This is a genomic window from Pseudomonas fluorescens group sp. PF-69, from assembly GCF_054481235.1.
Genome location: NZ_JBTMNC010000001.1, coordinates 26,295 through 49,923 on the forward strand (window position 1 = coordinate 26,295; position 23,629 = coordinate 49,923).

Annotated in this window: 28 protein-coding genes; 7 read left to right on the forward strand and 21 right to left on the reverse strand. The window is 60.5% G+C overall.

Annotated features, from left to right (window positions below):
* Positions 1-84 precede the first annotated feature (84 nt).
* Both ACX3YF_RS00140 and ACX3YF_RS00145 read right to left on the reverse strand, forming a co-directional pair.
* The gene (locus tag ACX3YF_RS00140; RefSeq protein ID WP_130211093.1) at positions 85-723 is read right to left on the reverse strand and encodes a LysE family translocator; all 639 of its coding nucleotides are present in this window, start codon (positions 721-723) and stop codon (positions 85-87) included.
* 87 nt (positions 724-810) lie between these two features.
* Positions 811-1,719, reverse strand: a complete 909-nt coding sequence (locus ACX3YF_RS00145; protein ID WP_458973279.1) for a LysR family transcriptional regulator — start codon at positions 1,717-1,719, stop codon at positions 811-813.
* Positions 1,720-1,796: 77 nt separating this feature from the next.
* On the opposite strand from ACX3YF_RS00145, the gene ACX3YF_RS00150 reads away from it, so the two are divergent.
* Complete coding sequence (locus tag ACX3YF_RS00150; RefSeq protein WP_449104863.1) at positions 1,797-2,285, forward strand: DMT family transporter; 489 nt, start codon at positions 1,797-1,799, stop codon at positions 2,283-2,285.
* 96 nt (positions 2,286-2,381) lie between these two features.
* On the opposite strand, the gene yiaY is transcribed toward ACX3YF_RS00150, so the two are convergent.
* Positions 2,382-3,530, reverse strand: a complete 1,149-nt coding sequence (gene yiaY / locus ACX3YF_RS00155) for an L-threonine dehydrogenase (protein ID WP_458973280.1) — start codon at positions 3,528-3,530, stop codon at positions 2,382-2,384.
* Positions 3,531-3,686: 156 nt separating this feature from the next.
* On the opposite strand from yiaY, the gene ACX3YF_RS00160 reads away from it, so the two are divergent.
* Positions 3,687-4,706 carry a DUF4917 family protein gene (locus tag ACX3YF_RS00160; protein ID WP_288099630.1) on the forward strand — a complete coding sequence of 340 codons (1,020 nt, stop codon included), beginning with the start codon at positions 3,687-3,689 and terminating at the stop codon, positions 4,704-4,706.
* A gap of 58 nt (positions 4,707-4,764) precedes the next feature.
* Here ACX3YF_RS00160 and ACX3YF_RS00165 read toward each other — a convergent pair whose 3' ends face one another.
* Positions 4,765-5,307, reverse strand: coding sequence for a helix-turn-helix domain-containing protein (locus ACX3YF_RS00165; protein ID WP_130211098.1), 543 nt, complete (start codon positions 5,305-5,307; stop codon positions 4,765-4,767).
* A 110-nt stretch (positions 5,308-5,417) separates the two neighbouring features.
* On the opposite strand from ACX3YF_RS00165, the gene ACX3YF_RS00170 reads away from it, so the two are divergent.
* Together ACX3YF_RS00170 and ACX3YF_RS00175 are read left to right on the forward strand one after the other, a co-directional pair.
* Complete coding sequence (locus ACX3YF_RS00170) at positions 5,418-6,200, forward strand: aldolase (protein WP_130211099.1); 783 nt, start codon at positions 5,418-5,420, stop codon at positions 6,198-6,200.
* 29 nt (positions 6,201-6,229) lie between these two features.
* Positions 6,230-7,117 carry a dihydrodipicolinate synthase family protein gene (locus ACX3YF_RS00175; RefSeq protein WP_130211100.1) on the forward strand — a complete coding sequence of 296 codons (888 nt, stop codon included), beginning with the start codon at positions 6,230-6,232 and terminating at the stop codon, positions 7,115-7,117.
* Positions 7,118-7,172: 55 nt separating this feature from the next.
* Here the strand turns inward: ACX3YF_RS00175 and ACX3YF_RS00180 are convergent, their stop codons facing one another.
* The 3 genes from ACX3YF_RS00180 to ACX3YF_RS00190 form a co-directional block, all read right to left on the reverse strand.
* Complete coding sequence (locus tag ACX3YF_RS00180) at positions 7,173-7,517, reverse strand: YegP family protein (RefSeq protein WP_458973281.1); 345 nt, start codon at positions 7,515-7,517, stop codon at positions 7,173-7,175.
* Between the two features lie 83 nt (positions 7,518-7,600).
* Positions 7,601-7,906 (reverse strand): ribbon-helix-helix domain-containing protein, encoded by a 306-nt coding sequence (locus ACX3YF_RS00185; protein WP_130211102.1) that lies wholly within the window; start codon positions 7,904-7,906, stop codon positions 7,601-7,603.
* 14 nt (positions 7,907-7,920) lie between these two features.
* Complete coding sequence (locus ACX3YF_RS00190; protein ID WP_130211103.1) at positions 7,921-8,502, reverse strand: DJ-1/PfpI family protein; 582 nt, start codon at positions 8,500-8,502, stop codon at positions 7,921-7,923.
* 211 nt (positions 8,503-8,713) lie between these two features.
* On the opposite strand from ACX3YF_RS00190, the gene ACX3YF_RS00195 reads away from it, so the two are divergent.
* The gene (locus ACX3YF_RS00195) at positions 8,714-9,604 is read left to right on the forward strand and encodes a DMT family transporter (RefSeq protein WP_090317304.1); all 891 of its coding nucleotides are present in this window, start codon (positions 8,714-8,716) and stop codon (positions 9,602-9,604) included.
* A gap of 37 nt (positions 9,605-9,641) precedes the next feature.
* Here ACX3YF_RS00195 and ACX3YF_RS00200 read toward each other — a convergent pair whose 3' ends face one another.
* The 3 genes from ACX3YF_RS00200 to ACX3YF_RS00210 all read right to left on the reverse strand — a co-directional run bounded on the left by ACX3YF_RS00200 (position 9,642) and on the right by ACX3YF_RS00210 (position 11,635).
* Complete coding sequence (locus tag ACX3YF_RS00200) at positions 9,642-10,856, reverse strand: class I SAM-dependent methyltransferase (protein ID WP_448645953.1); 1,215 nt, start codon at positions 10,854-10,856, stop codon at positions 9,642-9,644.
* A 135-nt stretch (positions 10,857-10,991) separates the two neighbouring features.
* A complete protein-coding gene (locus tag ACX3YF_RS00205; protein ID WP_130211105.1) occupies positions 10,992-11,354 on the reverse strand; it encodes a hypothetical protein in 363 nt (120 codons plus the stop codon).
* A gap of 2 nt (positions 11,355-11,356) precedes the next feature.
* The gene (locus ACX3YF_RS00210) at positions 11,357-11,635 is read right to left on the reverse strand and encodes an Ogr/Delta-like zinc finger protein (protein ID WP_130211106.1); all 279 of its coding nucleotides are present in this window, start codon (positions 11,633-11,635) and stop codon (positions 11,357-11,359) included.
* A 300-nt stretch (positions 11,636-11,935) separates the two neighbouring features.
* Between ACX3YF_RS00210 and ACX3YF_RS00215 the strand changes: the two genes are divergently transcribed.
* Entirely contained in the window at positions 11,936-12,361 is a 426-nt protein-coding gene (locus tag ACX3YF_RS00215) for a helix-turn-helix domain-containing protein (protein ID WP_130211107.1), read from the forward strand.
* Positions 12,362-12,385: 24 nt separating this feature from the next.
* Here the strand turns inward: ACX3YF_RS00215 and ACX3YF_RS00220 are convergent, their stop codons facing one another.
* From ACX3YF_RS00220 to ACX3YF_RS00245, 6 genes are all read right to left on the reverse strand, one after another.
* Entirely contained in the window at positions 12,386-12,664 is a 279-nt protein-coding gene (locus ACX3YF_RS00220) for a phage holin family protein (protein ID WP_458973282.1), read from the reverse strand.
* Positions 12,664-13,020 carry a putative holin gene (locus ACX3YF_RS00225; RefSeq protein WP_130211109.1) on the reverse strand — a complete coding sequence of 119 codons (357 nt, stop codon included), beginning with the start codon at positions 13,018-13,020 and terminating at the stop codon, positions 12,664-12,666. The genes ACX3YF_RS00220 and ACX3YF_RS00225 overlap by 1 nt, the downstream gene beginning before the upstream one ends.
* Positions 13,017-13,298, reverse strand: a complete 282-nt coding sequence (locus ACX3YF_RS00230) for a helix-turn-helix domain-containing protein (RefSeq protein ID WP_130211110.1) — start codon at positions 13,296-13,298, stop codon at positions 13,017-13,019. The genes ACX3YF_RS00225 and ACX3YF_RS00230 overlap by 4 nt, the downstream gene beginning before the upstream one ends.
* Positions 13,299-13,434: 136 nt before the next feature.
* Positions 13,435-14,052, reverse strand: a complete 618-nt coding sequence (locus ACX3YF_RS00235; protein ID WP_090467562.1) for a TPM domain-containing protein — start codon at positions 14,050-14,052, stop codon at positions 13,435-13,437.
* Between the two features lie 32 nt (positions 14,053-14,084).
* A complete protein-coding gene (locus tag ACX3YF_RS00240; protein WP_204149540.1) occupies positions 14,085-14,819 on the reverse strand; it encodes a TPM domain-containing protein in 735 nt (244 codons plus the stop codon).
* A gap of 28 nt (positions 14,820-14,847) precedes the next feature.
* Entirely contained in the window at positions 14,848-15,453 is a 606-nt protein-coding gene (locus ACX3YF_RS00245) for a LemA family protein (RefSeq protein ID WP_090467557.1), read from the reverse strand.
* Between the two features lie 263 nt (positions 15,454-15,716).
* Here ACX3YF_RS00245 and bglX point away from each other — a divergent pair, with 263 nt between their 5' ends.
* Positions 15,717-18,008, forward strand: a complete 2,292-nt coding sequence (gene bglX / locus ACX3YF_RS00250) for a beta-glucosidase BglX (RefSeq protein ID WP_130210534.1) — start codon at positions 15,717-15,719, stop codon at positions 18,006-18,008.
* A 116-nt stretch (positions 18,009-18,124) separates the two neighbouring features.
* On the opposite strand, the gene ACX3YF_RS00255 is transcribed toward bglX, so the two are convergent.
* The 5 genes from ACX3YF_RS00255 to ACX3YF_RS00275 all read right to left on the reverse strand — a co-directional run bounded on the left by ACX3YF_RS00255 (position 18,125) and on the right by ACX3YF_RS00275 (position 23,586).
* Entirely contained in the window at positions 18,125-19,282 is a 1,158-nt protein-coding gene (locus ACX3YF_RS00255; protein ID WP_196585027.1) for a phospholipase D-like domain-containing protein, read from the reverse strand.
* Position 19,283: 1 nt separating this feature from the next.
* Complete coding sequence (locus tag ACX3YF_RS00260) at positions 19,284-19,874, reverse strand: YceI family protein (protein WP_130210538.1); 591 nt, start codon at positions 19,872-19,874, stop codon at positions 19,284-19,286.
* A gap of 102 nt (positions 19,875-19,976) precedes the next feature.
* Positions 19,977-20,747: an IclR family transcriptional regulator gene (locus tag ACX3YF_RS00265; protein WP_448645949.1), complete on the reverse strand. Its 771-nt coding sequence runs from the start codon at positions 20,745-20,747 to the stop codon at positions 19,977-19,979.
* A gap of 92 nt (positions 20,748-20,839) precedes the next feature.
* Positions 20,840-22,282 carry an amidase gene (locus ACX3YF_RS00270; RefSeq protein ID WP_458946356.1) on the reverse strand — a complete coding sequence of 481 codons (1,443 nt, stop codon included), beginning with the start codon at positions 22,280-22,282 and terminating at the stop codon, positions 20,840-20,842.
* Positions 22,276-23,586: a citrate-proton symporter gene (locus tag ACX3YF_RS00275; RefSeq protein ID WP_204149539.1), complete on the reverse strand. Its 1,311-nt coding sequence runs from the start codon at positions 23,584-23,586 to the stop codon at positions 22,276-22,278. The genes ACX3YF_RS00270 and ACX3YF_RS00275 overlap by 7 nt, the downstream gene beginning before the upstream one ends.
* Between the last annotated feature and the right edge of the window lie 43 nt (positions 23,587-23,629).

The following is a 23,629-nucleotide window of genomic DNA, read 5'->3' on the forward strand; positions in this document are numbered from 1 at the left end:
GAATGCATGTCCGGACAATGCGGCAATAAAAAAACATCCCTGACCGTTAGATCCTGTGTCACCGAGGCCTCCGTGCACCCGGCTTCAAGCCTTGTTCGTCACCAGGCCCGGCACGGCATGTACCAGGGCGTTGATGGCGAAACCGATGAACATTAACCCGCAAAGCCGGGTGATGGCCAGTTCATGGCGCTGATACAAGGTGCGCACCCGCCGCGCACCGACGACGCCAATGAGAATAGCGTAGGCGATAAGACCACCCACGAAACTCAGCAGGATCAGCCACGGCAGCATCGACCAGGTCAGCAACTCTGCTCGGCTCGACAACAAGGCGGTAAACGTGGCCACGGCCACCGGGTAAGCCTTCGGATTGGTCAGGCCAAACAGGATGCCATGCCAGAACGGCTGGCGCGCCGGCCCTTGCGGCGCCTGGGCACTGCTGCGACGCGCCCGCACCGCACGCCAGCCGAGCCAGAACAGGTAGAGACCGCTGAGCACGCCCAGCACATCGAACGCCGTGCTGCCGATTTCCCGCGCCCCGACAATCGCCACCAGCGCAGTGCCGCACCAGACCACGTCCCCCAGCAAATGCCCGCAGAGGAACCCTGCCCCGGCCCGTCGCCCATGGGCCGCGCCGATGCCGAATACGGCCAGCACGCCGGGGCCTGGCGTAATCCCGTAAATAAAACCCGAGGCAACAACGGCCATTAACAGCGACGGGGTCATGGGAAGTCCTTTTGAACTGTTTGGCGAATGGGCGCCAGTCTATATCAGCTCATTGGGCATTGATTGACTGATCGTCGAAGAACTTCATCAGCGTTTTATCCCCTCCGCGATTCGTTGATTCAGCCAGTTCAACGCCTGATCCCCGCCCCGCCGCTGGTGCCACGCCAACACAAAGGTAAACGACGGAATATGAAACGGTGGAGGCACGACGATCAGCGACGCCTCGTCGAGGTCGCGCAAGCCGCGGGAGGCAACGGTCAGAATCAAATCCGTGCCACTGATCAACTGCGGGGCGACATTCCAGTGCGGCAGGCTGACCGCCACGCGCCGCCGTTCATGCAGCGCGGTCAGGGCACGCTCGATTTCCGGCGTGCCACTGCCGCGCATTTCCAGCAAAACGTGGGGGCGCGCCAGATAGGTTGGCAGGTCAAGGGTAGCGTCGGCCGGCAAACTGTCACGATCCACCAGGCAGGCGTAGTGCTCCTCGAACAGCGGGGTGCTGCGCAGTTCATTGGGCATTTCCGGGAACACACCGACGGCGATGTCGATGTCACCGTTGAGTATCCCGTCGAGCATGCCTTCGCGGCTGGCGTGACTGATTTGCAGATCGATACCCGGAGCCTCTCTGCGCAACGTGCGGATCAAGCCAGGCAGGACGATGGCGGCACCGTAATCGGACATGGCCAGGCGAAAGGTGCGTCGGGTGGTCGCCGGATCAAAGGCATTGGGCGCCAGCAGCGATTGCACCTGGGCCAGGGCTTCGGTCAACGGCGCCATAAGCTCCAGCGCCCGCGAGGTCGGCACCAGGCCGGCGCCTGCCCGCACCAACAGCGGATCGCCCAGCAGATCGCGCAAACGCGCCAGAGCATGGCTGACGGCCGGCTGACTCAGGTGCAGACGTTCAGCCGCCCGGGTGACGTGTTGCTCGCTGAGCAAGGCGTCGAGAATCACCAGTAAATTGAGATCGATGCGGCGCAGATCATTCATTTGATGCATGTTCTGGATAGCAAAACGGAATTTAAATCTGCGCGACGAATACCCTAGAGTCCAGCAAAACCTGCTGGAGAATGATCATGAGTACGTTGCATGGGATCGGCCTGTTATTGCTGGCCGTGATTGCCGGGGCGGTGGTGCCTTTTCAGAGTGCGATCAACGCGAACCTTGGACGGGGCCTGGGACATCCGTTATGGGCCACCTTGGCCTCGTTGCTGGTGAGTATCCTGGTGTTGCTGCCCATCATGCTGGCGATGCGCGTGCCGTTGCCATCAGTAGCGTTCATCAGCAAGGCGCCCCTTTGGATGTGGGCCGGCGGTGCGTTCGGGGTCTGCTTCATTTCCCTGGCCCTGGTACTGCTGCCCAAGCTCGGCGCCTCGGGGTTCATGGCCTTGGCGCTGGCCGGGCAAGTGGTCGCGTCATTGGTGCTGGATCACTTTGGGTGGTTTGGGTTGGTGCAGCGGCAGGTGAGCTTGCCGCGGGTATTGGGCGTGGTGATGCTGATGGCCGGTGTGGTGTTGATTCAGTTCAGTGGGTCGCATGACAAAGCACTGGCGGCCGTGGGTTAAAGGGCCGCCACAAGCTCACGCCGAGGGGAAACATGCACCACGTCTACGCACGTCGCCGGCCTCGGGCACGAGGCTCGCGCCCGGCCGTCAAAACGTCTAGAACGCGTTGCGGAAAATCTCTTCGACCTGCCGCTGATCCGCCGCCCGGGGGTTGGTTACGCCGCATGCATCTTTCAGGGCGTTGCTGGCCAGGGTCGGGATGTCGTTGAGCCGGACGCCGAGCTCACGCAAACCGGCGGGGATGTCCACATCGTGTGCAAGGCGGCGGATGGCCTCGATGGCCGACTGGGCGCCCTCTTCCGGGCTGAATCCGCGAATGTCGGCGCCCATGGCGTGGGCCACGTCGGTCAGGCGAACGGCGCAGACCTGGGCATTGAAGCTTTGCACGTGGGGTAACAGCACTGCGTTGCACACGCCATGGGGCAAGTCGTAGAAACCACCCAATTGGTGGGCCATGGCATGCACGAAGCCCAGGGACGCATTGTTGAACGCCATGCCCGCCAGAAACTGCGCGTATGCCATGTTTTCCCGCGCCCCGAGGTCTTCCCCGTCCTGGACCACCAGGCGCAGGTTATGGCTGATCAGGGTGATGGCCTTCAGGGCGCAGGCATCGGTGATCGGAGTGGCTGCGGTGGACACGTAGGCTTCGATGGCGTGGGTCAGGGCATCCATGCCGGTGGCGGCCGTCAGGCCCTTGGGCATGGCGATCATCAGGTCCGGATCGTTGACCGACAGCAACGGCGTGACGTTGCGATCGACAATGGCCATTTTCACGTGCCGCGATTCGTCGGTAATGATGCAGAACCGGGTCATTTCGCTGGCCGTGCCGGCCGTGGTGTTGATGGCAATCAACGGCAGTTGCGGTTTAGTGGACCGATCGACGCCCTCGTAGTCGCGAATCTGCCCGCCGTTGGTCGCGCACAGGGCGATCCCCTTGGCACAGTCGTGGGGCGAGCCCCCGCCCAGAGACACCACGAAGTCACAACGGGTCTCCTTGAGCAGACCCAGGCCGTGCTCGACGTTGGCGATGCTGGGGTTGGGTTTGGCGCCGTCGAAGATCACCGAATCGATGTCCTGCAGCGCCAGTTTCCCGGCAATCATGCTCGCCACGCCGGCCTTCGCCAGCCCGGCGTCGGTGACGATGAACGCTTTGCGAAAACCGTACTGGCGGATGGCATCCATGGCTTCGTCCAGGCAACCGATGCCCATGATGTTCACGGCGGGGATAAAAAACGTACTACTCATGCGCGAGTCTCCTGACGAGGGGCAGACCGGCAGCACCGATCCTCTGAAGGCGCTCAGGATCGACTCGTCGCCACTACTGCATGTTGATCTGGCTCAACGTCCGGTCGTGATAAAGTCGCCGCCCATCAGACCTTTTGCTTCGAGACGACAAACGCAATGACCGATTTACAGGATGTCGACGCCCAACTTGAAGACTGGAACGCCTTGCGCTCAAGCGCTGCGTTCGCCGGCTTGCTGGTGGGCAACGGCGCCAGCCGCGCCGTGTGGGACGATTTCGGCTACGACTCGCTGTTCGAGAACGCCCGCACCGTCGAAGAAAAGCCCCTGAGCCAATCGGAATTGAGTGTGTTCGATGCGCTGCAAACCCGCAGCTTCGAACAAGTGCTCAGCGCGCTGAAAACCACCAGCCGGGTCAACAAGGCCCTGGCCGTCAGCTCCGCCGCCCCGCGCAATCGTTACTACGCGATCAAGGAAGCCTTGATCAACACCGTGCACGCGGTGCATATCCCGTGGCGGTTGGTCCAGGCCTCGACCCTGGCGTCGATCAATCAGGAACTGGCCCGCTACCGCACGGTATTCACCACCAACTACGACCTGCTCAACTACTGGGCGATCCAGCACTCGCCGCAGGCGATCACCGATCTGTTCCAGGGTGACGAGCCCGGCTTCGACCTCAGCGCCACCGCCACCGACAAAACCCGCTTGCTGTACCTGCACGGTGGCCTGCACCTGGTGCGCAATCAGGACGGCACGGCGCGCAAGCTGATGTCGACCGAGGGCACATTGCTGGGTAATTTCGCGATCAACAACACGATCAAGACCCTCGACGACGTGCCGCTGTTCGTCAACGAAGGGCCGAGCGCGGACAAGCTCAAGACCATTCGCAGCTCGGATTATCTGTCGTTCTGCTACGACCAGTTACTGGGTCATGGCGAAGGCTTGTGCATTTTCGGCCATGCCCTGGGTGAGCAGGACAGCCACATCGTGCACGCCTTGCGTCAGGCGAAACCGCAGGTGGTGGCGATCTCGATCTATCCGCGCAGCAAGGCGTTTATCCAGCATCAGAAGCGCTATTACGCGAAGGTGTTTGAGGGGACGGGTGTTGAGTTGCGCTTTTTTGACTCGAAGACCCATGCACTGGGTAGCCCGAAACTGACCGTTCCGGTCGAAGTCTGAGGCCAGACCCTGACCGGTGGCGAGGGAGCAAGCGCCCTCGCCACAAAAGCGCCAGGACTCATTCCTCGTTGCTGTGCACCACCACCAGCAACTGCGCCTGAACCTCTCCCACTGACCGGATCCGGTGCGGTTTTTGCGCGTTGAAGTGCAGCGCGTCGCCGCGATCGAGCAGTACTCGCTCGTTCATGAAGTCCACTTCCACCTGCCCCTCGTGGACAAACAGAAACTCCTCCCCGGTGTGTTCCTTGAAGGCTTTGTCGGTGAATTCGGCGGGCGGATAAATGATGAATGGCAGCAGGCTGCGTTCACTGACCTGATGGGCCAGCACCGCGTAGCCAGGACTTTGATCGTTGGCCGCCAGGGACTGGCGCTCATGGCTGCGCACCAGGCTGTAGCTGTCGAGGCTGACCTTGTCCTCGGAAAACAACTCCTCGACCTTCACGTTCAGCGCCTTGGCCAGTTTCAGGGCAGCCGCGATCGACGGCGTGTTCAGCCCGCGCTCGACTTTCGACAGATAGCTCTTGGTCATACCGGATTTTTCGGCCAAGGATTCGAGTGTCACGCCAAGTTTTTTTCTGAGTAATTTCAAACGGATAGACATGTGGAGCGATTAATCCATCAAGGAGCCGACGATTTGTCCTTGCCTATGACACAAAGTGTCATATAGCCTCTTTAGTGTCATCTGCATGAATCACCCCAAAGGACACCGATATGGCCAAGACCTTAGCACTGCCCAAAGAGCAACTGGTCAAGCAAGCGCTGACCCAGATGCAAAACACCCTCGCGGATAATACGTGGACCGACCGGCAAAAGCTGGCCCTGACGTGCCGCATTCTGTTCGAGAACGGCCATGATTCCGGACTGGCCGGGCAAATCACCGCCCGCGGCCCGCAGCCAGGCACCTATTACACTCAACAACTGGGCCTGGGTTTTGACGAAATCACCGCGAGCAACCTGCTGCTGGTCAATGAAGACCTGGACGTGCTTGCCGGCCATGGCATGCCCAATCCGGCCAACCGTTTCCACAGTTGGGTGTACCGCGCCCGGCCGGATGTGAACTGCATCATTCACACCCACCCGACCCACGTTGCGGCCTTGTCGATGCTGGAAGTGCCGCTGCAGATTTCCCACATGGACCTCTGCCCGCTCTACGACGACTGCGCGTTTCTCGAAGGCTGGCCTGGTGTGCCGGTCGGTAATGAAGAAGGCGAGTTGATTGCCGGGGCCCTGGGCGACAAAAGGGCGATCCTGCTTTCCCACCACGGCCAACTGTCCACCGGCGGCACCATCGAGGAAGCCTGTGTGATTGCCCAACTGATCGAACGCGCCGCCAGGCTGCAACTGCTGGCAATGAGTGCCGGGACCATCAAGCCGATCATCCCCGAGCTGGGCCGAGAAGCCCATGACTGGATCGCCCGGCCCAAGCGACACGCCGCCGCTTTCAACTACTACGCCCGGCAGAACCTGCGTCAACACGCCGATTGCCTGAACTGAACCCCGACCTTTTATTACGGAGAGACACCATGTCGAGCACAACCATTCACGGCATCATCGGCTACACCATCACGCCTTTCACCGCCAAGGGTGAAAGTGTCGACCTCGGCGCGCTCGGGCGCTCCATCGACCGTTTGATCGACAGCGGCGTGCATGCCATCGCACCACTGGGCAGCACCGGGGAAGGCGCCTACCTGAGCGACGCAGAGTGGGATCAAGTCGCCGAATTCAGTATCAGGCAAGTGGCCAAACGCCTGCCGACCATCGTCAGCGTGTCCGACCTGACCACTGCCAAAGCAGTGCGCCGCGCACGTTTCGCCGAAGCCCAGGGTGCCGATGCGGTGATGGTGTTGCCAACCGCCTACTGGAAACTCAGCGAAGCGGAAATCCTCGCCCACTACCGCGCCATCGGCGACAGCATCGGTGTGCCGATCATGCTCTACAACAACCCGGCCACCAGCGGCACCGACATGTCGGTGGACCTGATTTTGCGCATCGTCAAAGGCGTGGAAAACGTGACCATGGTCAAGGAGAGCACCGGCGACATCCAGCGCATGCATCAACTGCAACGCCTGGGCGAAGGTCAGGTGCCGTTTTACAACGGTTGCAACCCGCTGGCGCTGGAAGCGTTTGCCGCCGGGGCCAAAGGCTGGTGCACGGCGGCACCGAACCTGATCCCGCAGCTCAACCTCGACCTGTATCAGGCGGTGCTGGAAAACGACTTGAGCAAGGCGCGCGAGCTGTTCTATCGCCAGTTGCCCTTGCTGGACTTCATTCTCAAGGGTGGCCTGCCGGCGACCATCAAGGCTGGGTTGCGTGCCACCGGGCTGGAATCGGGCGATCCGCGGTTACCGGTTTTTCCGTTGAGTGAGGCAGGACGCGATCAGCTCCAGGGGCTGCTGAACACTTTGCGCTGATTTCCAACCCCATAAAACCACTGTGGGAGCGAGATTGCCCGCTCCCACAAGTGCCTCAAAGCACCGGCAACGTCTTGTCCTTGATCACCTTGGTCGGCCCGATGGCCTTGACGCTGGCGATGCCTTTTTCCAGCGCGGCAGCGGAAGAATAAGCCTCGCTGCTGCCGATAATCTCGTGGTTGGCGGCCTTGAGGTTGAAATACGGGTGGCCATCCTTGGTGGTTTTCTTCTCGTAGCGCTCATCCAGCGGGCTGTTGGCCTGCATCGCCGCGATGCCTTTATCGGCTGCGGCGCGCGTGCTGTAGTGCTCGCTGGTCAGAATGGTCTCGGCATTGGCCGCCTTCAGCACAAACCTGAATTGCCCGCTGATGCTTTTGCTCACTTCGTACCATCCGGACATGCTCTTTCTCCTTTGGCGATTGAGAGGTTGCGCGCTTGAGAGTAAAGACCAGCCCGGCAAATCTGTCGCCTGAGCCGAAAAACCTAACTCACTGAGCGCTTCACCACCGACAACTCCGGCACCTGCCCTCGCCGCTGACTCAAATACCGCGTACAACTCACCCGCAAGAACGAGGCGAAATTCACCACCTCGCCGCGGTAGTCCATCACCTCTTCATACAGCTTGGCGATCAACTGGTTGGTGGTCATGCCGTCGACCTCAGCGATTTCGCTGAGGATGTCCCAGAACTGATTCTCCAGCCGCAGGGTGGTAACCACTCCGCAGATGCGCAGCGAGCGGGAGCGCGATTCGTAGAGAATCGGGTCGGCTTTGACGTAGAGCTCGCACATGAAAAGGTCCCTCGTTACAGCGTGATTTTGGTGCCCAGCAACCCAAGGAAACCCGCCAGCCAGTTCGGGTGGGCAGGCCAGGCCGGGGCGGTGGCCAGATTGCCTTGAACGTGGCCGTCCGTCACCGGGATATCGATATACGTACCGCCGGCCAGGCGCACTTCCGGCGCGCAGGCCGGGTAAGCGCTGCACTCACGGCCTTCGAGAATCCCTGCCGCCGCCAGCAATTGCGCACCGTGGCACACGGCAGCAATCGGTTTGCCGGCCTTGTCGAAATCCCGTACCAGCTCCAGGATTTTTTCGTTCAGCCGCAGGTACTCCGGCGCACGACCGCCGGGCACCAGCAACGCGTCGTAGTCCGCTGCCACGACCTTGGCGAAGTCGAAGTTCAGGGCAAACAGGTGACCGGGTTTTTCGCTGTAGGTCTGGTCGCCTTCGAAGTCATGGATCGCAGTGCGTACGGTCTGGCCGGCGGTTTTGTCCGGGCATACGGCGTGTACCGTGTGGCCGACCATCAACAGCGCCTGGAAAGGCACCATCACTTCATAGTCTTCGACGTAATCGCCAACCAGCATCAGAATTTTTTTAGCAGCCATGGGGAGGACTCCTCTGGAAAACGTGGGCTTGCAGGAGTATTCAAGGTAGTCCTTATCCGGCGGGTCGGGTAATAACCTGCTACTACCTGATGGACCGCGAAGGCGTCCTCCAACTGTACGGATAACTCTGCACCTAGCTGTAACAGCGCGCCCCCCGCCATTTATGGCTAGATGAAGGCACCTCCCACCCCCCTCGATTCTGGTTGCCATCATGTCCTCCCGCGAAAACACCGGCATGGCCCTGGGCCTGCTCGGCGTTGTGATCTTCAGCCTCACCCTGCCCTTCACGCGAATCGTCGTGCAGGAACTCCATCCACTGCTCAACGGCTTGGGCCGGGCCCTGTTCGCGGCGATTCCCGCCGCACTGCTGTTGCTCTGGCGTCGTGAGAAATGGCCAACCTGGAAGCAGGTCAAAGGCCTGACCCTGGTGATTGCCGGGGTGATCCTGGGCTTCCCGGTGCTGTCGGCCTGGGCCATGCAAACCTTGCCGGCGTCCCATGGCGCCCTGGTCAATGGCCTGCAGCCCCTGTGCGTGGCGCTGTACGCGGCGTGGTTGTCCCATGAACGACCGTCGAAAGCGTTCTGGGCCTGCGCCGCACTGGGCAGTGCGCTGGTGCTCGGGTATGCGCTGATCAGCGGTGCCGGCAGCATTCAGGCCGGCGATTTGCTGATGCTCGGTGCGATTGCCGTGGGCGGCCTGGGGTATGCCGAAGGGGGGCGCCTGGCCAAGGAAATGGGCGGCTGGCAGGTGATCTGCTGGGCGCTGGTGCTGTCGACGCCCGTGTTGATCGGGCCGGTGGTGTATCTGGCGCTGCAACATCAAGGCGAGATCTCGGCGAAAACCTGGTGGGCCTTCGGCTATGTCTCGCTGTTTTCGCAGTTCATCGGGTTCTTTGCCTGGTACGCCGGGCTGGCCATGGGCGGTATTGCGCGGGTCAGCCAGATCCAGTTGCTGCAGATCTTCTTCACCATCGCCTTCTCGGCGTTGTTCTTCGGCGAACACGTCGAGCCGATCACCTGGCTGTTTGCCGCGGGGGTGATTGTGACGGTGATGTTGGGACGCAAGACCGCCATCAAACCCGCGCGAATTGCCACCGCATAAATCCTGTGGGAGCCAGCTTGCTGGCTCCTACATGGGATCACAGGTAACCGTCAGCCCGCAGCAGCGTTTCCAGGCAATGCTCACTGATGTGGTAGAAATCCTTCAGCTCCTGAATCTTCACCAACAGCTGGGCCGGGTCCACCGGCTCGGCGCGTTTGACCGCCAGGATCATCTTGTTCTTGTTGGTATGGTCCAGTGAGATGAACTCGAACACCTTGGTCTCGTAACCGCAGGCTTCAAGGAACAGCGCACGCAGACTGTCGGTCACCATTTCAGCCTGCTGGCCCAGGTGCAAACCGTACTGCAGCATCGGTTTCAATAGCGCCGGGCTCTGGATTTGCAGGCGAATCTGTTTGTGGCAGCACGGCGAGCACATGATGATCGACGCGCCGGAACGGATGCCGGTGTGAATCGCATAGTCAGTGGCGATGTCGCAGGCGTGCAGCGCGATCATCACCTCCAGCTCGCTCGGCGCCACGCTGCGCACGTCACCACATTTGAAGATCAGCCCCGGATGCTCGAGCTTGACCGCAGCGGCATTGCAGAGGGTGACCATGTCCTCACGCAACTCGACACCCGTCACTTCGCCCTCGGTGTTCAAGGTATTGCGCAGGTAATCGTGAATGGCAAAGGTCAGGTACCCCTTGCCCGACCCGAAGTCCGCCACGCGCACTGGCTTGTCCAGTGCCAAGGGTGACGAGGTCAGCGCATGGCTGAACACTTCGATGAACTTGTTGATCTGCTTCCACTTGCGCGACATCGCCGGGATCAACTCGTGTTGCTTGTTGGTCACGCCAAGGTCGGCGAGAAACGGTCGGCTCAGGTCAAGAAAGCGGTTTTTCTCGCGGTTGTGCTCGGCGGACGGCACTTCACGCAATTGCTGGGGTTTGCTCTTGAACAGCGAAGGTTTGCCCTTTTTGCTGTATTCGAGCTGGGCTTCATCGGTCAGCGACAGCAAATGCGCATTTTTGAACGACGCCGGGAGTAACTCGGCAATGCTTGCCACCCCTTCGGCCAGCGGCAGGTTCTTGGTGATGTCGCGGGTTTTGTAGCGATAGACGAAGGACAGGCACGGCTGCGACTTGACGGTCACCGGCTTGATGATGATCCGCTGCAACTCCGCCTCTTCGCCGACGTATTTGGCCAGCACCAGTTTGATGAAGGCATTCTGATCGAGGCTCGATTGCAGCAAGTCGATGAATTGGGCGTGATGATCCGGCACGAGGCTGGCGGGTGTGGCGGTGACAGACATGGAAAAACGGCCTCGGGCAATACGAATCGGGGGAATGCCGGGTATTTTAGGGGGGCCGAGGGTTTTGGGCACGGGGTTATTTTGTGGCAGGTCTTGGTGACGCCACCCAAGACCTGAATAAACGCCTTTAAAGCATCACGGCTCAACCAGTCGCAGCTTGCGGTTACTCGGCGAATTGATCACGTATTTGACAATCAGCCCGACCGGTACCGCCCAGGTAAGACCGTTGAGCGGGTCAGTCACCACAGCGACGGTTTCAGAGCTCGCGGCGATGTCCAGGCGCCGACGATCATGGCTCGATTTAAGCTCCCCATAAGCATGGCTGACCAGTCTTTCCGCCACATGCATGGGCACATCGACACTTTGCAAATGCTTGACCGCACGACAGAACAACACCTGGTCATCGAGCAATCCGTCGCTTTCATGTCGAACCAGAAAGGCCTGGGCCATGGCCAGCAGATCCTCATTCAATTCCGGGTGTTCATCGACTTCGTTCATGTTCACAACTCCTGTTGTGCGTCCGTCGATGAGTCACTGACCGCAACAGGCCGTGCGTCACGGCGCAAGTCCGGGCCCGCGCAGGGTAAACGCACCGCCGGGTTGGGCATTCCACTGGGGGAAAGTTCATGGGTCATTTCGAACTCGGCGCGCACCGACCAGCCGCAGGCTTCCGACGTGCATTGCAAATAGGCCACCCGAAGAAAAATATGACGGCCCTCGCTGGTCCGGATGCGCATCCGGCTCAAACAGTGCGGACACACCATTTTGTATGTGCTCATGCCTGGCTCCCGGTGGTCATCTGGTGGTAATCGACATTATCAAACGCAATACTGCTGGATGCATTGATCGCGGTGCTTGGCACATGCGAGTAACGCCTGCCGGACAAAAGGAAGTGCAATGGGTAAACGCGAATGGGGTTAGAACTAAAGCCGTAGGAAATCACCTTGCTACCATTAGGAAGTTTCAACATCGTATTCTTCTGATCCATAGTTAACGATTGATTACTCACAAGAAAAAAAGTACTCATTACGCATACGCTATGCACTCGAAAAGCATATGTCAAAAGGAAGAGGCTCAAATTGCGTAGCAAAAAATCACAAGCTGTTCTGGCGCGACTGAAGCAAATTACCGGCACAAAAAGCGATGCCTCTTTATCTTCTGCGCTAAAGATCAGTCCGCAAACCCTGAGCAGTTGGAAAGGCCGCGACAGCACACCGTATTCATTATGCGTAGACATCGCGCAAGCGCGAGGCATCTCTCTCGACTGGTTGCTACTGGGTGAAGGGCCAATCCTGCGGCCTGTCACGGCACAGTCGCAGGACAACAACCAGGAAAGCACAACCCGAGAAAACACCATTCTCGCGCTCTGGCGATTGCTCAACGAAGATGATCGTTGCGCCATTCAAAACGCACTGGAGGAGAAACGGCGCCTGCGCGACATGGAAGTTAAACTTGCAGAAATGGCCTCTATCCTGTCGACACTCCAGCAGTCGAACGAAACATAACGTCATAGATCACCCGAAGCGCGATTACTTCAAGGCGCGCCAAAGCACCTTAATGTTTCCGTCACTTCGAATAATCAGCACACACAGGAAGACGCTCACGACCGAATGCCATGGACTCACCGGCACAGATGTCAGGAATACATCCATGCCGGCAATGCATAACAGTCCCCCGCACAGACTGGTCAATAGTCCGCCTCGCCAACAGTGGCGCTCTTCGTCACGCTGATAGCAGGCCAGCCTGAACGCGCTCAACAAATGAGCGATGCCGGTTATGAAGACCAGTGCAATCGTTTCATCGCCCATCATCCACGCCCTCTCAGATGCTGAATGATGTCGCCCAGGCCGGCACCGTCAATCCACAGCATGAGCTTGATGCTGATGGGAATGACGACCACCGAACAGAGAAATGCCGTCACGCCTGCCGTCAGGAAAGGGGCCAGCGGGAGTGCGACGGGCGTAAAGAGATAACCGACACCCGCCGACAGCAACCAGGAACCGATACGCTGCCATGCCTTGAAATTGGTGCGGGTCGTGGTCACCAACCAGGCCCCCAGCGAGGCACCGAACAGCACCTCGCCATCTATCGAAGGCATTGTCGCAATACCCAATCCCAACAATAGACCGCCGACGCTGTTGTAGGTCGAATCAGTCAGGCTCATGGGCGCCTCGCGAATCGGATTTCACCCACGCTGAGGACGCCGGATTCGAGGGCCTTGATCAGCGCTTCACTGCGAGACTTGACGTCAAACTTGCGGCGAATATTGGAGAAGTGGAAGTTGACCGTGGATTCCGAGCAATTCTGAATCTTCGCGATCTCCCACGAAGTTTTACCTTTGAGGCACCACATCAGGGTTTGGGTTTCTTTTGCGGTCAAGCGCGCTGGCGGGGTCTTCACGCCGCCGGGGGCCTCCACTAAAAAGTCGAGTGTCTGATGCATTGAAATGAGAACTCCCTCTACGTCGGAACGCCCGTCACGGGGCGTTGGCTATGGAGAGAGATGTTGGAGACAAGCCCGGGCCCGGACAACCGACAGGCGTTGTGCCGTCGTGCGCTACAAAGCCCGATGAAAAGGCTTAGCCAAGCACTACCAGGCGATTGGGCAACTCATTGCGAACATGGGTCACCGGCACATGAACCTTGAGTAACTCGCCGCACGCCTCGACGCAGTTGACGAACCCCTGCAACGTCTGTCCTTGCCGCACTTGCTGGGTGAACGTCGCGACAATCGCGTCCCAGTTCTTGTCGTCCAGGCGACTGGAGATCCCTTCATCCACCAGGATTTCCACATAGCGCTCGGCCTCACAGACGAAAATCAACATGCCGGTGCGGCCTACCGTGTGGTGCAGGTTTTGCTCCAGGAACTGCCGCCGCGCCAGGTTGGAAGCACGCCAGTGCCGCACCGCGCGCGGGATGAGGTGAGTGGTGATTTTCGGCAGGCGGAACACCAGGCACAGGACGATGAAACTGATCCATTGCACCAGCAGCAAACTGTGCAGGGTCAACCACCCCGTCAGGTAATGCACGATCCCCGGCACCACCAGCGCCAGCAGACTGGCCCAGAGCAGCGGGATGTACGCATAGTCGTCGGCGCGGGCCGCGAGCACCGTCACCAGCTCCGCGTCGGTGTCGCGCTCGACCCGGGCGATGGCCTCGGCCACTTTGCGTTGTTCGTGTTCAGTGAGTAATGCCATGTCTTGAAGATGCCTGTTCGCTATTGTTTTTATCACCAGCCGCCCGACGAACCACCGCCCCCGAAACTGCCCCCGCCGCCGCTGAAGCCACCGCCACCGCCGCCGAAACCGCCTCCGGAGCCGCCCGAACCACCACGGCCGGCAGGAAGGATACCGAGCATCTGGCAGACAAACACAGTCAGGATGAACAGCAGCACCAAAAACACGAAGACACCCGGATGCCGCGAAACGAAATCGCCCTCCGGATCACCCCGGGATTCATAGGCGGTCGATGGCTCGTCCAGGGCATTGCCACCCAGCACCACCAACATCGCCGCCACCCCGTCGCTGATGCCTTTGCTGAAGTGACCGGCCCTGAACGCCGGGGTGATGACCTGATGGATGATCACTGAACTCTGGGCATCGGTCAGCCGATCTTCCAGGCCATAACCGACTTCGATACGCAGTTTGCGCTCGTCACGGGCAACGATCAGCAGTGCGCCGTTGTTCTTGTCCTTCTGCCCGATCCCCCAGTAGCGCCCCAGTTGATAGCCGAAATCGGCGATGTCGGTGCCCTGCAAGTCCGGCACCGTGACCACGACCACCTGCTCGCCGGTGGCTTTTTCATGGGCCTGAAGCTGCTGGGTCAGTTGCTCGCGCACCGCAGGCTCAATCATCTGGGCGTTATCCACCACCCGACCGGTCAGTGGCGGAAACTTCAATTCGGCCTGGGCCGCCAGGGCAACCACCCAGAACAACAGCATCAGGCCTACCTTCAACGCTCGCATTGGCAACCTCGACAGCACCGACGGTAATTCAGAATTTGACCTCGGGCGCCTTCTCCGAACCCGGCGTGGCTTCGAAGGTCTCGCGAATCGGCAGATTGCTGTACATCACGCTGTGCCACAGGCGACCGGGGAACGTGCGGATCTCGGTGTTGTACTTCTGCACCGCGAGAATGAAATCGCGGCGGGCGACGGCGATGCGGTTCTCGGTACCTTCAAGTTGCGATTGCAGGGCCAGGAAGTTCTGGTTGGCCTTGAGGTCCGGGTAGCGCTCGGAGACCACCATCAACCGGCTCAACGCACCACTGAGCTGATCCTGGGCCTGTTGGTATTGCTTGAGTTTTGCCGGGTCGTCCAGGGTCGAAGCATCGACCTGAATCGACGTAGCCTTGGCCCGGGCTTCGATCACGGCAGTCAGGGTTGCCTCTTCGTGCTTGGCGTAGCCCTTGACGGTCTCCACCAGATTGGGAATCAGGTCGGCACGGCGCTGATACTGGTTTTGCACCTGGCCCCAGGCAGCCTTGGCCTGTTCATCGAGGGTCGGAATATTGTTGATGCCGCAGGCGGTCAGCAATGTGGCCAGCACCAGCAGCGTGGCGACCTGCAAGCGAGAACGGTAGGTTGGACTGACATTCATCTGGATGATGCTCCCTTGTACTTTTAATGAAAAAACCGACCATGAAACCTTCTGAGTCGGCTCTTGGGGCATAATCGCCCGCGCCTCTGGATTGCAACGGGCCGATGGGCTAAAAAGAGCCCCTGCGCAAAGACGCATCCGATTCGGCTGCCGTATTTTGGCTGTCGTTTATCGAGTCTGCACCCGAACAACAATAGTCGCTCCCTAAATTTTGGCTGGCCGGCATGTGTACATCGCCGTTTGGGCCCTTGAGAAAACTATTCATGAAGAAGCTGTGTTTGCTGGGCCTGCTCGTCAGCCTGGCCAGTCATAACGTATTGGCCGCCACGACACCCGCACCTCTGGAGAACAAGGACGCCTTCATCAGCAACCTGATGAAGCAGATGACCCTCGATGAAAAAATCGGCCAGTTGCGCCTGATCAGCATCGGCCCGGAAATGCCCCGGGAGCTGATCCGCAAGGAAATCGCGGCCGGCAACATCGGTGGTACGTTCAACTCGATCACCCGCCCGGAAAACCGTCCGATGCAGGACGCGGCCATGCGCAGCCGGCTGAAGATCCCGATGTTCTTCGCCTATGACGTGATCCACGGCCACCGCACCATTTTCCCGATCCCGCTGGCCCTGGCCTCGAGCTGGGACATGGATGCCATCGGCCTGTCCGGGCGCATCGCCGCCAAGGAAGCCGCGGCTGACAGCCTCGACATCACCTTCGCGCCGATGGTCGACATCTCCCGCGACCCGCGCTGGGGTCGCACGTCCGAAGGCTTCGGCGAAGACACCTATCTGGTTTCGCGGATTGCCGGCGTGATGGTCAAGGCGTTCCAGGGCGCCGGTGCGAACGCCGCCGACAGCATCATGGCCAGCGTCAAGCACTTCGCCTTGTACGGCGCGGTCGAGGGCGGTCGCGACTACAACGTGGTCGACATGAGCCCGGTCAAGATGTACCAGGACTACCTGCCGCCCTACCGCGCCGCCATTGACGCCGGCGCTGGCGGGGTGATGGTCGCGCTGAACTCGATCAATGGCGTGCCGGCCACCGCCAACACCTGGCTGATGAACGACCTGCTGCGCAAGGAGTGGGGCTTCAAGGGGCTGGCGGTCAGTGACCATGGCGCGATTTTCGAGCTGATCAAGCACGGTGTCGCCGCTGACGGTCGCGAAGCGGCGAAGCTGGCGATCAAGGCCGGCATCCACATGAGCATGAACGACACCCTCTATCGCCAGGAGCTGCCGGGGCTGTTGAAGTCTGGCGAGATCCAGCAGAGCGACATCGACAACGCCGTGCGTGCCGTGCTCGACGCCAAGTACGACATGGGCCTGTTCAAGGACCCGTACCTGCGTATCGGCAAGGCCGAGGACGACCCGGCCGACACCTATGCCGACAGCCGCCTGCACCGCGCCGAAGCCCGCGATGTGGCGCGTCGCAGCCAGGTGCTGCTGAAGAACCGGAACGAAACCCTGCCGCTGAAGAAAACCGCAAAAATCGCGCTGGTCGGTCCGCTGGTCAAGGCGCCGATCGACATGATGGGCAGCTGGGCAGCCGCCGGGAAACCTGCGCAATCGGTGACCCTGTTCGACGGCATGAACGCCGCCGTCGCCGACAAGGCAACGCTGATCTACGCCCGTGGCGCCAACATCACCAACGACAAGAAAGTCCTCGATTACCTGAACTTTCTCAACTTCGATGCCCCCGAAGTGGTGGATGACCCGCGTCCGGCCAATGTGCTGATCGACGAAGCGGTCAAGGCCGCCAAGGATGCCGATGTGGTGGTCGCCGCCGTGGGTGAATCCCGTGGCATGTCCCACGAATCCTCGAGCCGCACCGACATCAATATCCCGGAAAACCAGCGCGAGCTGATCCGCGCCTTGAAAGCCACCGGCAAACCGCTGGTGCTGGTACTGATGAACGGACGTCCGCTGTCGATTCTCGAAGAGAAGGAACAGGCTGATGCGATCCTGGAAACCTGGTTCAGCGGCACCGAGGGTGGCAACGCCATCGCCGACGTGCTGTTCGGCGACTACAACCCGTCGGGCAAACTGCCGATCTCCATCCCGCGGTCGGTGGGGCAGATTCCGACCTACTACAACCACCTGACCATTGGCCGGCCGTTCACGCCAGGCAAACCGGGCAACTACACCTCGCAGTATTTCGATGACACCACCGGCCCCCTGTACCCGTTCGGCTACGGTCTGAGCTACACCGACTTCAGCCTGAGCGAGATGGCCCTGTCATCGACCACACTGAACAAGACCGGCAAGCTCGACGCCAGCGTCACGGTGAAAAACACCGGCAAGCGTGATGGTGAAACCGTGGTCCAGCTGTACATCCAGGACGTGACCGGCTCAATGATCCGGCCGATCAAGGAACTGAAGAACTTCCAGAAAGTGATGCTCAAGGCCGGCGAACAGAAAGTCGTGCACTTCACCATCACCGAGGACGACCTGAAGTTCTTCAACGCCCAGCTCAAGTACGCGGCGGAACCGGGCAAGTTCAACGTGCAGATTGGCCTGGATTCCCAGGACGTGACGCAGCAGAGCTTTGAACTGCTGTAAATAAACCTGTGGGAGCGAGCCTGCTCGCGATGAGGCCATAACATTCAACAACACCGTTGACTGTCAGGCCGCCATCGCGAGCAGGCCCGCTCCCACAGTGTTTTAGGGTGTAACGCCTATCCCCGCCGATCCAGCAGATTCACCACCAGCCGATCCACCCATCCCCATACCCTCTGCTTGACCCGCCGCCACAGCGGTCGGCGTTTCCACGACTCCAGGCTCACTTCCTGGCTCAAGGCGAAGTCGTTTTCGAAACTCGCCTTCACCGCCCGGGTCAGTCCGGCGTCCAGTGATTCAAGGTTGGCTTCGAGGTTGAAACGCAAATTCCAGTGATCGAAATTGCACGAGCCGATGCTCACCCAGTCATCGATCAGAACCATTTTCAAATGCAGGAAGCAGGGCTGGTACTCAAAAATCCTCACCCCGGACTTGAGCAGTCGCGGGTAGTAGCGATGCCCGGCGTAGCGCACGGAAGGGTGATCGGTGCGCGGCCCGGTCAGCAGCAGCCGCACATCGACACCGCGGCTGGCCGCGCGACGCAATGAACGCCGGACTCTCCAGGTCGGCAGAAAATACGGGGTGGCGAGCCAGACTCGCTTTTGCCCGCTGCTCAACGCACGAACCAGCGAATGCAGGATGTCCCGATGCTGGCGGGCGTCGGCATAGGCCACGCGGCCCATGCCCTCGCCCATCGGTGGCACACGGGGCAGACGCGGCAGGCCAAAGTGCGAGGCGGGTTTCCAGGCGCGGCGATGGCGGTTGGCGATCCATTGCCGATCGAACAGCAACTGCCAGTCGAGGACCAGCGGCCCCGTGATTTCCACCATCACCTCGTGCCACTCGCTGACATCCTCGCCCGGCGTCCAGAACTCATCGGTGACACCGGTGCCGCCGACCACCGCCAGGCTCTGATCCACCAGCAACAGCTTGCGGTGATCGCGGTAGAAATTACCGACCCAACGCCGCCAACTCAGGCGATTGTAGAAACGCAGCTCGACCCCGGCGGCCATCAGGCGCTGACGCAGGTTCAACGTGAAGGCCAGGCTGCCGTAATCGTCGAACAGGCAACGCACCCGCACACCGCGCTCGGCGGCCTGGACCAGCGCCTGAACCATGGCCTCGGCGCAGGCACCCGCCTCCACCAGGTACAACTCCAGTTCGACTTGCTCTTCGGCACGGGCAATCGCCACCAGCATGCGCGGAAAAAACTGTGGCCCGTCGATCAGCAGTTCGAAGTGGTTGCCTTCACGCCAGGGAAAGACGGGGCCGGCCATGTCAGCGCGCCGTGAAGATCAGGACCGCACCCACCGGCACCGACAGGCTGATCGCCGACAGTCCGGCAAGCTTGCGCAACGCTTCCAGGCCGGGGGCCAGGTCGAAGTCTTCGGCATTGATCACCACCGGCTCCAGCGTCACCACCTGAAAGCGCCGGTCATCGAGACGGGTCGCCAGCAACTCGGTGTTGTACGTGTGTTGTTTGCCATGCAGGTTGACGGTGAGCGGCAAGCGCAGTTCCAGCTGCGCACCGGGGGCAAGATCGTTGATCGGGCGCAGATCGATCTGCGTGGTGATCAGCGCTTCGGGAAACTTGTCGATCTCGAACAGCTCTTTGCGCATGCGCTCGTCGCGCAACGGAATGCCGCTGTTGATCGATTCAAGCTCGACCTCCACTTCGGCCACCCCTTTGGGATCGACCTTGCCGTGCAACACCAGAAAGCGCTGCACTTCGGAAACATTGGCGTTTTTGGTGCTGACGAACGACAGCCGCGAAGACTCGCCGTCCAGGTACCAGTTGGCCTGGGCCGACAACGAAGCGCCGGCCAACAGCAGGATGGAGAAGCTTTTGATGATGGAACGCTTGAACATAGTGACTCGTGGGGCAGATAAACCTGTGCTGAACCTTAACTGGCCTGACACAGGTTGCAAACTTTGTGTTGCCTTGAGTCGTTAAACAGCCAAAGGTTCCACTCAGGCCATCGCCTGCTGCACATTGCCGATGGTCGCCGCCAGGCTGTTCAGATGCAGACTTAGCACTCGCTCCACCGGCGCCTGATCCATCGGCCAGTGCAACGCCATGCTGCCGACCAGGCGGCCGTCGGTATGGATAGGCAAGGCCACCGCGCGAATCAGGAATGGCAGGCGTACCGGGTATTCCCAATAACCTTCGGTGCGCTGGCCGAAGCCTTGATGCAAGGCCTGCTGCGTGGCGCTGAACAGGCTTTCATCGGTCAGACGTTCACGATTGGCCAGACGCTCCACTTCAGCGCTTTGCAATTCGGCGAGGCAAGCCCGGCCCATGGCCGAATGAAACAGGCTGGAATGCTGACCGACGATCTGGCAGTTGTTCGGATAGCGCTTGCGCAGCACCGTGGGAATCGCGCTTTCCATGACTTCCACGCGCTCGCCGTCGAAACACGACAGGTCGACCACCAGCCCGGTGCGCTCGCTCAACTCCAGCAACTGCGGCGCGGCGTTTTCCACCAGGCGTCGCTTAAAACGCTGCTGACTGTCGCCAAACAGGCGTTTGGCGCACAGGCGATAACGCCGGTCGCTCAGCCCGCGATAGACCCAGCCCTGCTCCTGCAACGTCAGCAACATGCGCGAGACCGTGGCCTTGGGCAGGCGAGTCAGGTAGTGCAACTGCTCCAGACCCAGCGCTTGATGCTCGCCCAGCAACTCGACGATTGCCAGGGCGCGCTCGACGGAACGTACGCTGCCGGTTTCTGCCTTGCTGTCCATGTGTTCGCCCTCCCTTTGCCCGAAATGGTTGATCGTGTGCTCTTGTTACAAAGTACAGCAAGATGCGCGCCCGTCCGACGCGCTCAGGCGTTTTACAGACAACCGGGCGGGCGACGCTTGACCCACTGGGTCAACTGTTCATGGGCATAAGCCAGTTGCAGCACCGCACGGTCGGCCTGGGCCGGGCCAATGATTTGCAGGCCCATGGGCAAGCCCGCCGGGTTGAAGCCCACCGGTACGTTCATGCTCGGCAAGCCGGCCAGGGTCGGGCCGATGACCACCTCCATCCAGCGGTGATAGGTATCCATGCTCTGCCCGCCGACGACGCGAGGCCAAAGGGTATGCGCATCAAAAGGGAACACTTGGGCGGTGGGCAGCAACAGAAAATCGTAACGTTCGAACAATTCGTTCAAAGCGCGGTACCAGTCACTGCGGCCGAGCGAGGCCTGATAGACATCCGCCGCCGTCAAACGCAGCCCGCCCTCGATTTCCCATTGGGCTTCAAGTTTGAGTTGCTCGCGTTTCTTCGGGTCGGCATACAGTGCGCCGAGACTGCCCTGCACCAGCCAGTGGCGATGTACCAACCAGATCTGCCACAGGCGTTCCATGGAAAAATCCGGCTGGCAGGCTTCGACCTTGCAACCCAGCGCCGCGAAGTCCTGCAACGCCGATTCGCACAGGCTCATCACGCCAGGGTCCATCGGCAAGTAGCCGTTGTAGTCGCCCAGCCATCCCACGCGAACCTCGCTGAAATCCTGCACCAGTGACTGATGAAAAATCTCCGGATCCTGCGTCAGCGACAACGGCGCGCGCGGGTCGTACCCGGCCTGGGTACCGAGCAATCGGGCGACATCGGTGACGGTACGGCCCATCGGCCCTTCGGTGGCCAGTTGCTGCACGAACACCTCGGGCTGCGGACCGTGGGGCACGCGCCCCTGGGACGGACGAAACCCGAACACGTTGTTGAACGCCGCCGGGTTGCGCAGCGAGCCCATCATGTCGCTGCCGTCGGCCACCGGCAGCATGCGCAACGCCAGTGCCACCGCCGCCCCGCCGCTGCTGCCACCGGCCACCAGGCTCGGGTCGTAAGCGTTGGTGGTGGTGCCGAATACAGGGTTGTACGTCTGCGAACCGAGGCCGAACTCCGGCACGTTGGTCTTGCCGATAATGATGGCGCCACTGTCGCGAACCCGCGCCACGCTGATGGCATCGTGTTGCGGGATTTGCTCGGCGAACAGCGGCGAACCCATGGTCGTGCGTAACCCGGCGGTGGCCGCCAGGTCCTTGATCGCTTGCGGCATGCCGTGCATCCAGCCGCGGGATTGGCCCTGCTCCAGCTGCCGATCGCACGTGTCAGCCTCTGCCAGCAACTCTTCGGCCAGGCGCAGCGACACCAGCGCGTTGACCTGCGGATTGAAGCGCTCGATCTGCGCCAGATACGCCTGCATCACTTCACGGCAGGACACCTGTCGCCCGTGAATGGCCCGGGACAACGAATCGGCGTCCATTTCAACAATCGGATGGATGCTCAAGATTTCACCTCAAGGTTAAGTGCGACGGATTTCTTTGCACGCGGCGCCTCCTGCATGCAGTAAGTACCCAGTAGCGTCAGCAGGCAAGCGAACAATACGTAGAAGGATGGCGCCACAGGCGTGGCCAGAACCTTGCTCAGCCAGGTGACGATCAGTGGCGCGAAACCACCGAAGACCATGACCGCGACGTTGTACGCCACCGACACCCCGGTGGAACGCACTTCGATTGGAAACTGCTCGGCCAGTGCCGTCGGTGCCGGGCCGAAAAACCCGCCGATCGCGCTGCACAGCAACAGCTGCATCACCAACAGGCGCTCCACCGACGGCGCGGCCGCCACCCACACATACAGCGGATACACCATCAGAAAGAATGCGAGGGTGAAGGCCATCAGCACTGGGCGGCGGCCAAGGCGATCCGACAACGCGCCGGACAGTGGAATCACCACGGTCATCACCGCCACAGCAATCATCTGCACCAACAGCACCTGATCCAGCGGCAGGCCGAGGTTTTTGTGGGCAAAGGTCGGCATGTTCACCAGCACCACGTAGAACGACACCGTTGCGCCGCACGCCAGGCCCATGGACACCAGAATGGCGCGGCGGTGTTCACGAATCACTTGCAGCAACCCCGGGCTCTCGCCTTTGGCTTGCTTGCGTGCTTCGAGAAACTCTTCCGGCTCCTCCATGTGCTTGCGAATCCACAAGCCCACCGGGCCGATCAACAGGCCGATCATGAACGGAATCCGCCAGCCCCAGCTGTCCAGCGCTTCGGGGCTCAGCAAATGGGTGAACAAGGCCACCATGCCCGCGCCGGCAAACACCGCCAGGCATTGCCCGACCAACTGCCACGAGCCATACAAACCCTTGCGGTGCGCCGGTGCGCTTTCCACCAGGAACGCGGTGGCACTGGCGTATTCACCGCCGGTGGCGAAGCCCTGGAGCATCCGCGCGACCACGATCAACAGCGGCGCGCCCATGCCAATGGCGGCGTAATTGGGCGCGAAAGCGATCAGCGCAATGGAGACGGTCATCAGGCGGATAATCATCTGCATCGCCGCTTTGCGCCCTTTGCGATCCGAATACATGCCCAACAAAATGCCGCCCACCGGGCGCATGAAGAAGCCGACGCCAAAGGTCGCCAAGGCCATTAGCAACGACGCGTATTCGTCCTCGGACGGGAAAAACTGCCGGGCGATGATGCTCGCCAGAAAGCCGTAAACGATGAAGTCATACCATTCCAGGGCATTGCCGATAACGGCGGCGATCACCTGCCGGGTACGCGAAACACCTGTGCTCGAAGTCTGCATGGGGAACTCTCCAAAAACCTGTTGGGTGATGACGGGCGCGTCT

Coding starts and splice junctions, on each gene's coding strand:
- ACX3YF_RS00190 (WP_130211103.1), bottom strand. CDS start 8,502: ATGGCTGCTAAAAAAATTCTGATGCTGGTTGGCGATTACGTCGAAGAC.
- ACX3YF_RS00245 (WP_090467557.1), bottom strand. CDS start 15,453: ATGAATGTCAGTCCAACCTACCGTTCTCGCTTGCAGGTCGCCACGCTG.
- yiaY (WP_458973280.1), bottom strand. CDS start 3,530: ATGAGTAGTACGTTTTTTATCCCCGCCGTGAACATCATGGGCATCGGT.
- ACX3YF_RS00275 (WP_204149539.1), bottom strand. CDS start 23,586: ATGCAGACTTCGAGCACAGGTGTTTCGCGTACCCGGCAGGTGATCGCC.
- ACX3YF_RS00240 (WP_204149540.1), bottom strand. CDS start 14,819: ATGCGAGCGTTGAAGGTAGGCCTGATGCTGTTGTTCTGGGTGGTTGCC.
- ACX3YF_RS00235 (WP_090467562.1), bottom strand. CDS start 14,052: ATGGCATTACTCACTGAACACGAACAACGCAAAGTGGCCGAGGCCATC.
- ACX3YF_RS00180 (WP_458973281.1), bottom strand. CDS start 7,517: ATGTCCGGATGGTACGAAGTGAGCAAAAGCATCAGCGGGCAATTCAGG.
- ACX3YF_RS00255 (WP_196585027.1), bottom strand. CDS start 19,282: ATGGCCGGCCCCGTCTTTCCCTGGCGTGAAGGCAACCACTTCGAACTG.
- ACX3YF_RS00220 (WP_458973282.1), bottom strand. CDS start 12,664: ATGGGCGATGAAACGATTGCACTGGTCTTCATAACCGGCATCGCTCAT.
- ACX3YF_RS00265 (WP_448645949.1), bottom strand. CDS start 20,747: ATGGACAGCAAGGCAGAAACCGGCAGCGTACGTTCCGTCGAGCGCGCC.
- ACX3YF_RS00205 (WP_130211105.1), bottom strand. CDS start 11,354: ATGAACGAAGTCGATGAACACCCGGAATTGAATGAGGATCTGCTGGCC.
- ACX3YF_RS00185 (WP_130211102.1), bottom strand. CDS start 7,906: ATGTGCGAGCTCTACGTCAAAGCCGACCCGATTCTCTACGAATCGCGC.
- ACX3YF_RS00230 (WP_130211110.1), bottom strand. CDS start 13,298: ATGCATCAGACACTCGACTTTTTAGTGGAGGCCCCCGGCGGCGTGAAG.
- ACX3YF_RS00175 (WP_130211100.1), top strand. CDS start 6,230: ATGTCGAGCACAACCATTCACGGCATCATCGGCTACACCATCACGCCT.
- ACX3YF_RS00210 (WP_130211106.1), bottom strand. CDS start 11,635: ATGAGCACATACAAAATGGTGTGTCCGCACTGTTTGAGCCGGATGCGC.
- ACX3YF_RS00260 (WP_130210538.1), bottom strand. CDS start 19,874: ATGTTCAAGCGTTCCATCATCAAAAGCTTCTCCATCCTGCTGTTGGCC.
- ACX3YF_RS00165 (WP_130211098.1), bottom strand. CDS start 5,307: ATGTCTATCCGTTTGAAATTACTCAGAAAAAAACTTGGCGTGACACTC.
- ACX3YF_RS00200 (WP_448645953.1), bottom strand. CDS start 10,856: ATGTCTGTCACCGCCACACCCGCCAGCCTCGTGCCGGATCATCACGCC.
- bglX (WP_130210534.1), top strand. CDS start 15,717: ATGAAGAAGCTGTGTTTGCTGGGCCTGCTCGTCAGCCTGGCCAGTCAT.
- ACX3YF_RS00145 (WP_458973279.1), bottom strand. CDS start 1,719: ATGCATCAAATGAATGATCTGCGCCGCATCGATCTCAATTTACTGGTG.
- ACX3YF_RS00225 (WP_130211109.1), bottom strand. CDS start 13,020: ATGAGCCTGACTGATTCGACCTACAACAGCGTCGGCGGTCTATTGTTG.
- ACX3YF_RS00170 (WP_130211099.1), top strand. CDS start 5,418: ATGGCCAAGACCTTAGCACTGCCCAAAGAGCAACTGGTCAAGCAAGCG.
- ACX3YF_RS00150 (WP_449104863.1), top strand. CDS start 1,797: ATGAGTACGTTGCATGGGATCGGCCTGTTATTGCTGGCCGTGATTGCC.
- ACX3YF_RS00160 (WP_288099630.1), top strand. CDS start 3,687: ATGACCGATTTACAGGATGTCGACGCCCAACTTGAAGACTGGAACGCC.
- ACX3YF_RS00195 (WP_090317304.1), top strand. CDS start 8,714: ATGTCCTCCCGCGAAAACACCGGCATGGCCCTGGGCCTGCTCGGCGTT.
- ACX3YF_RS00140 (WP_130211093.1), bottom strand. CDS start 723: ATGACCCCGTCGCTGTTAATGGCCGTTGTTGCCTCGGGTTTTATTTAC.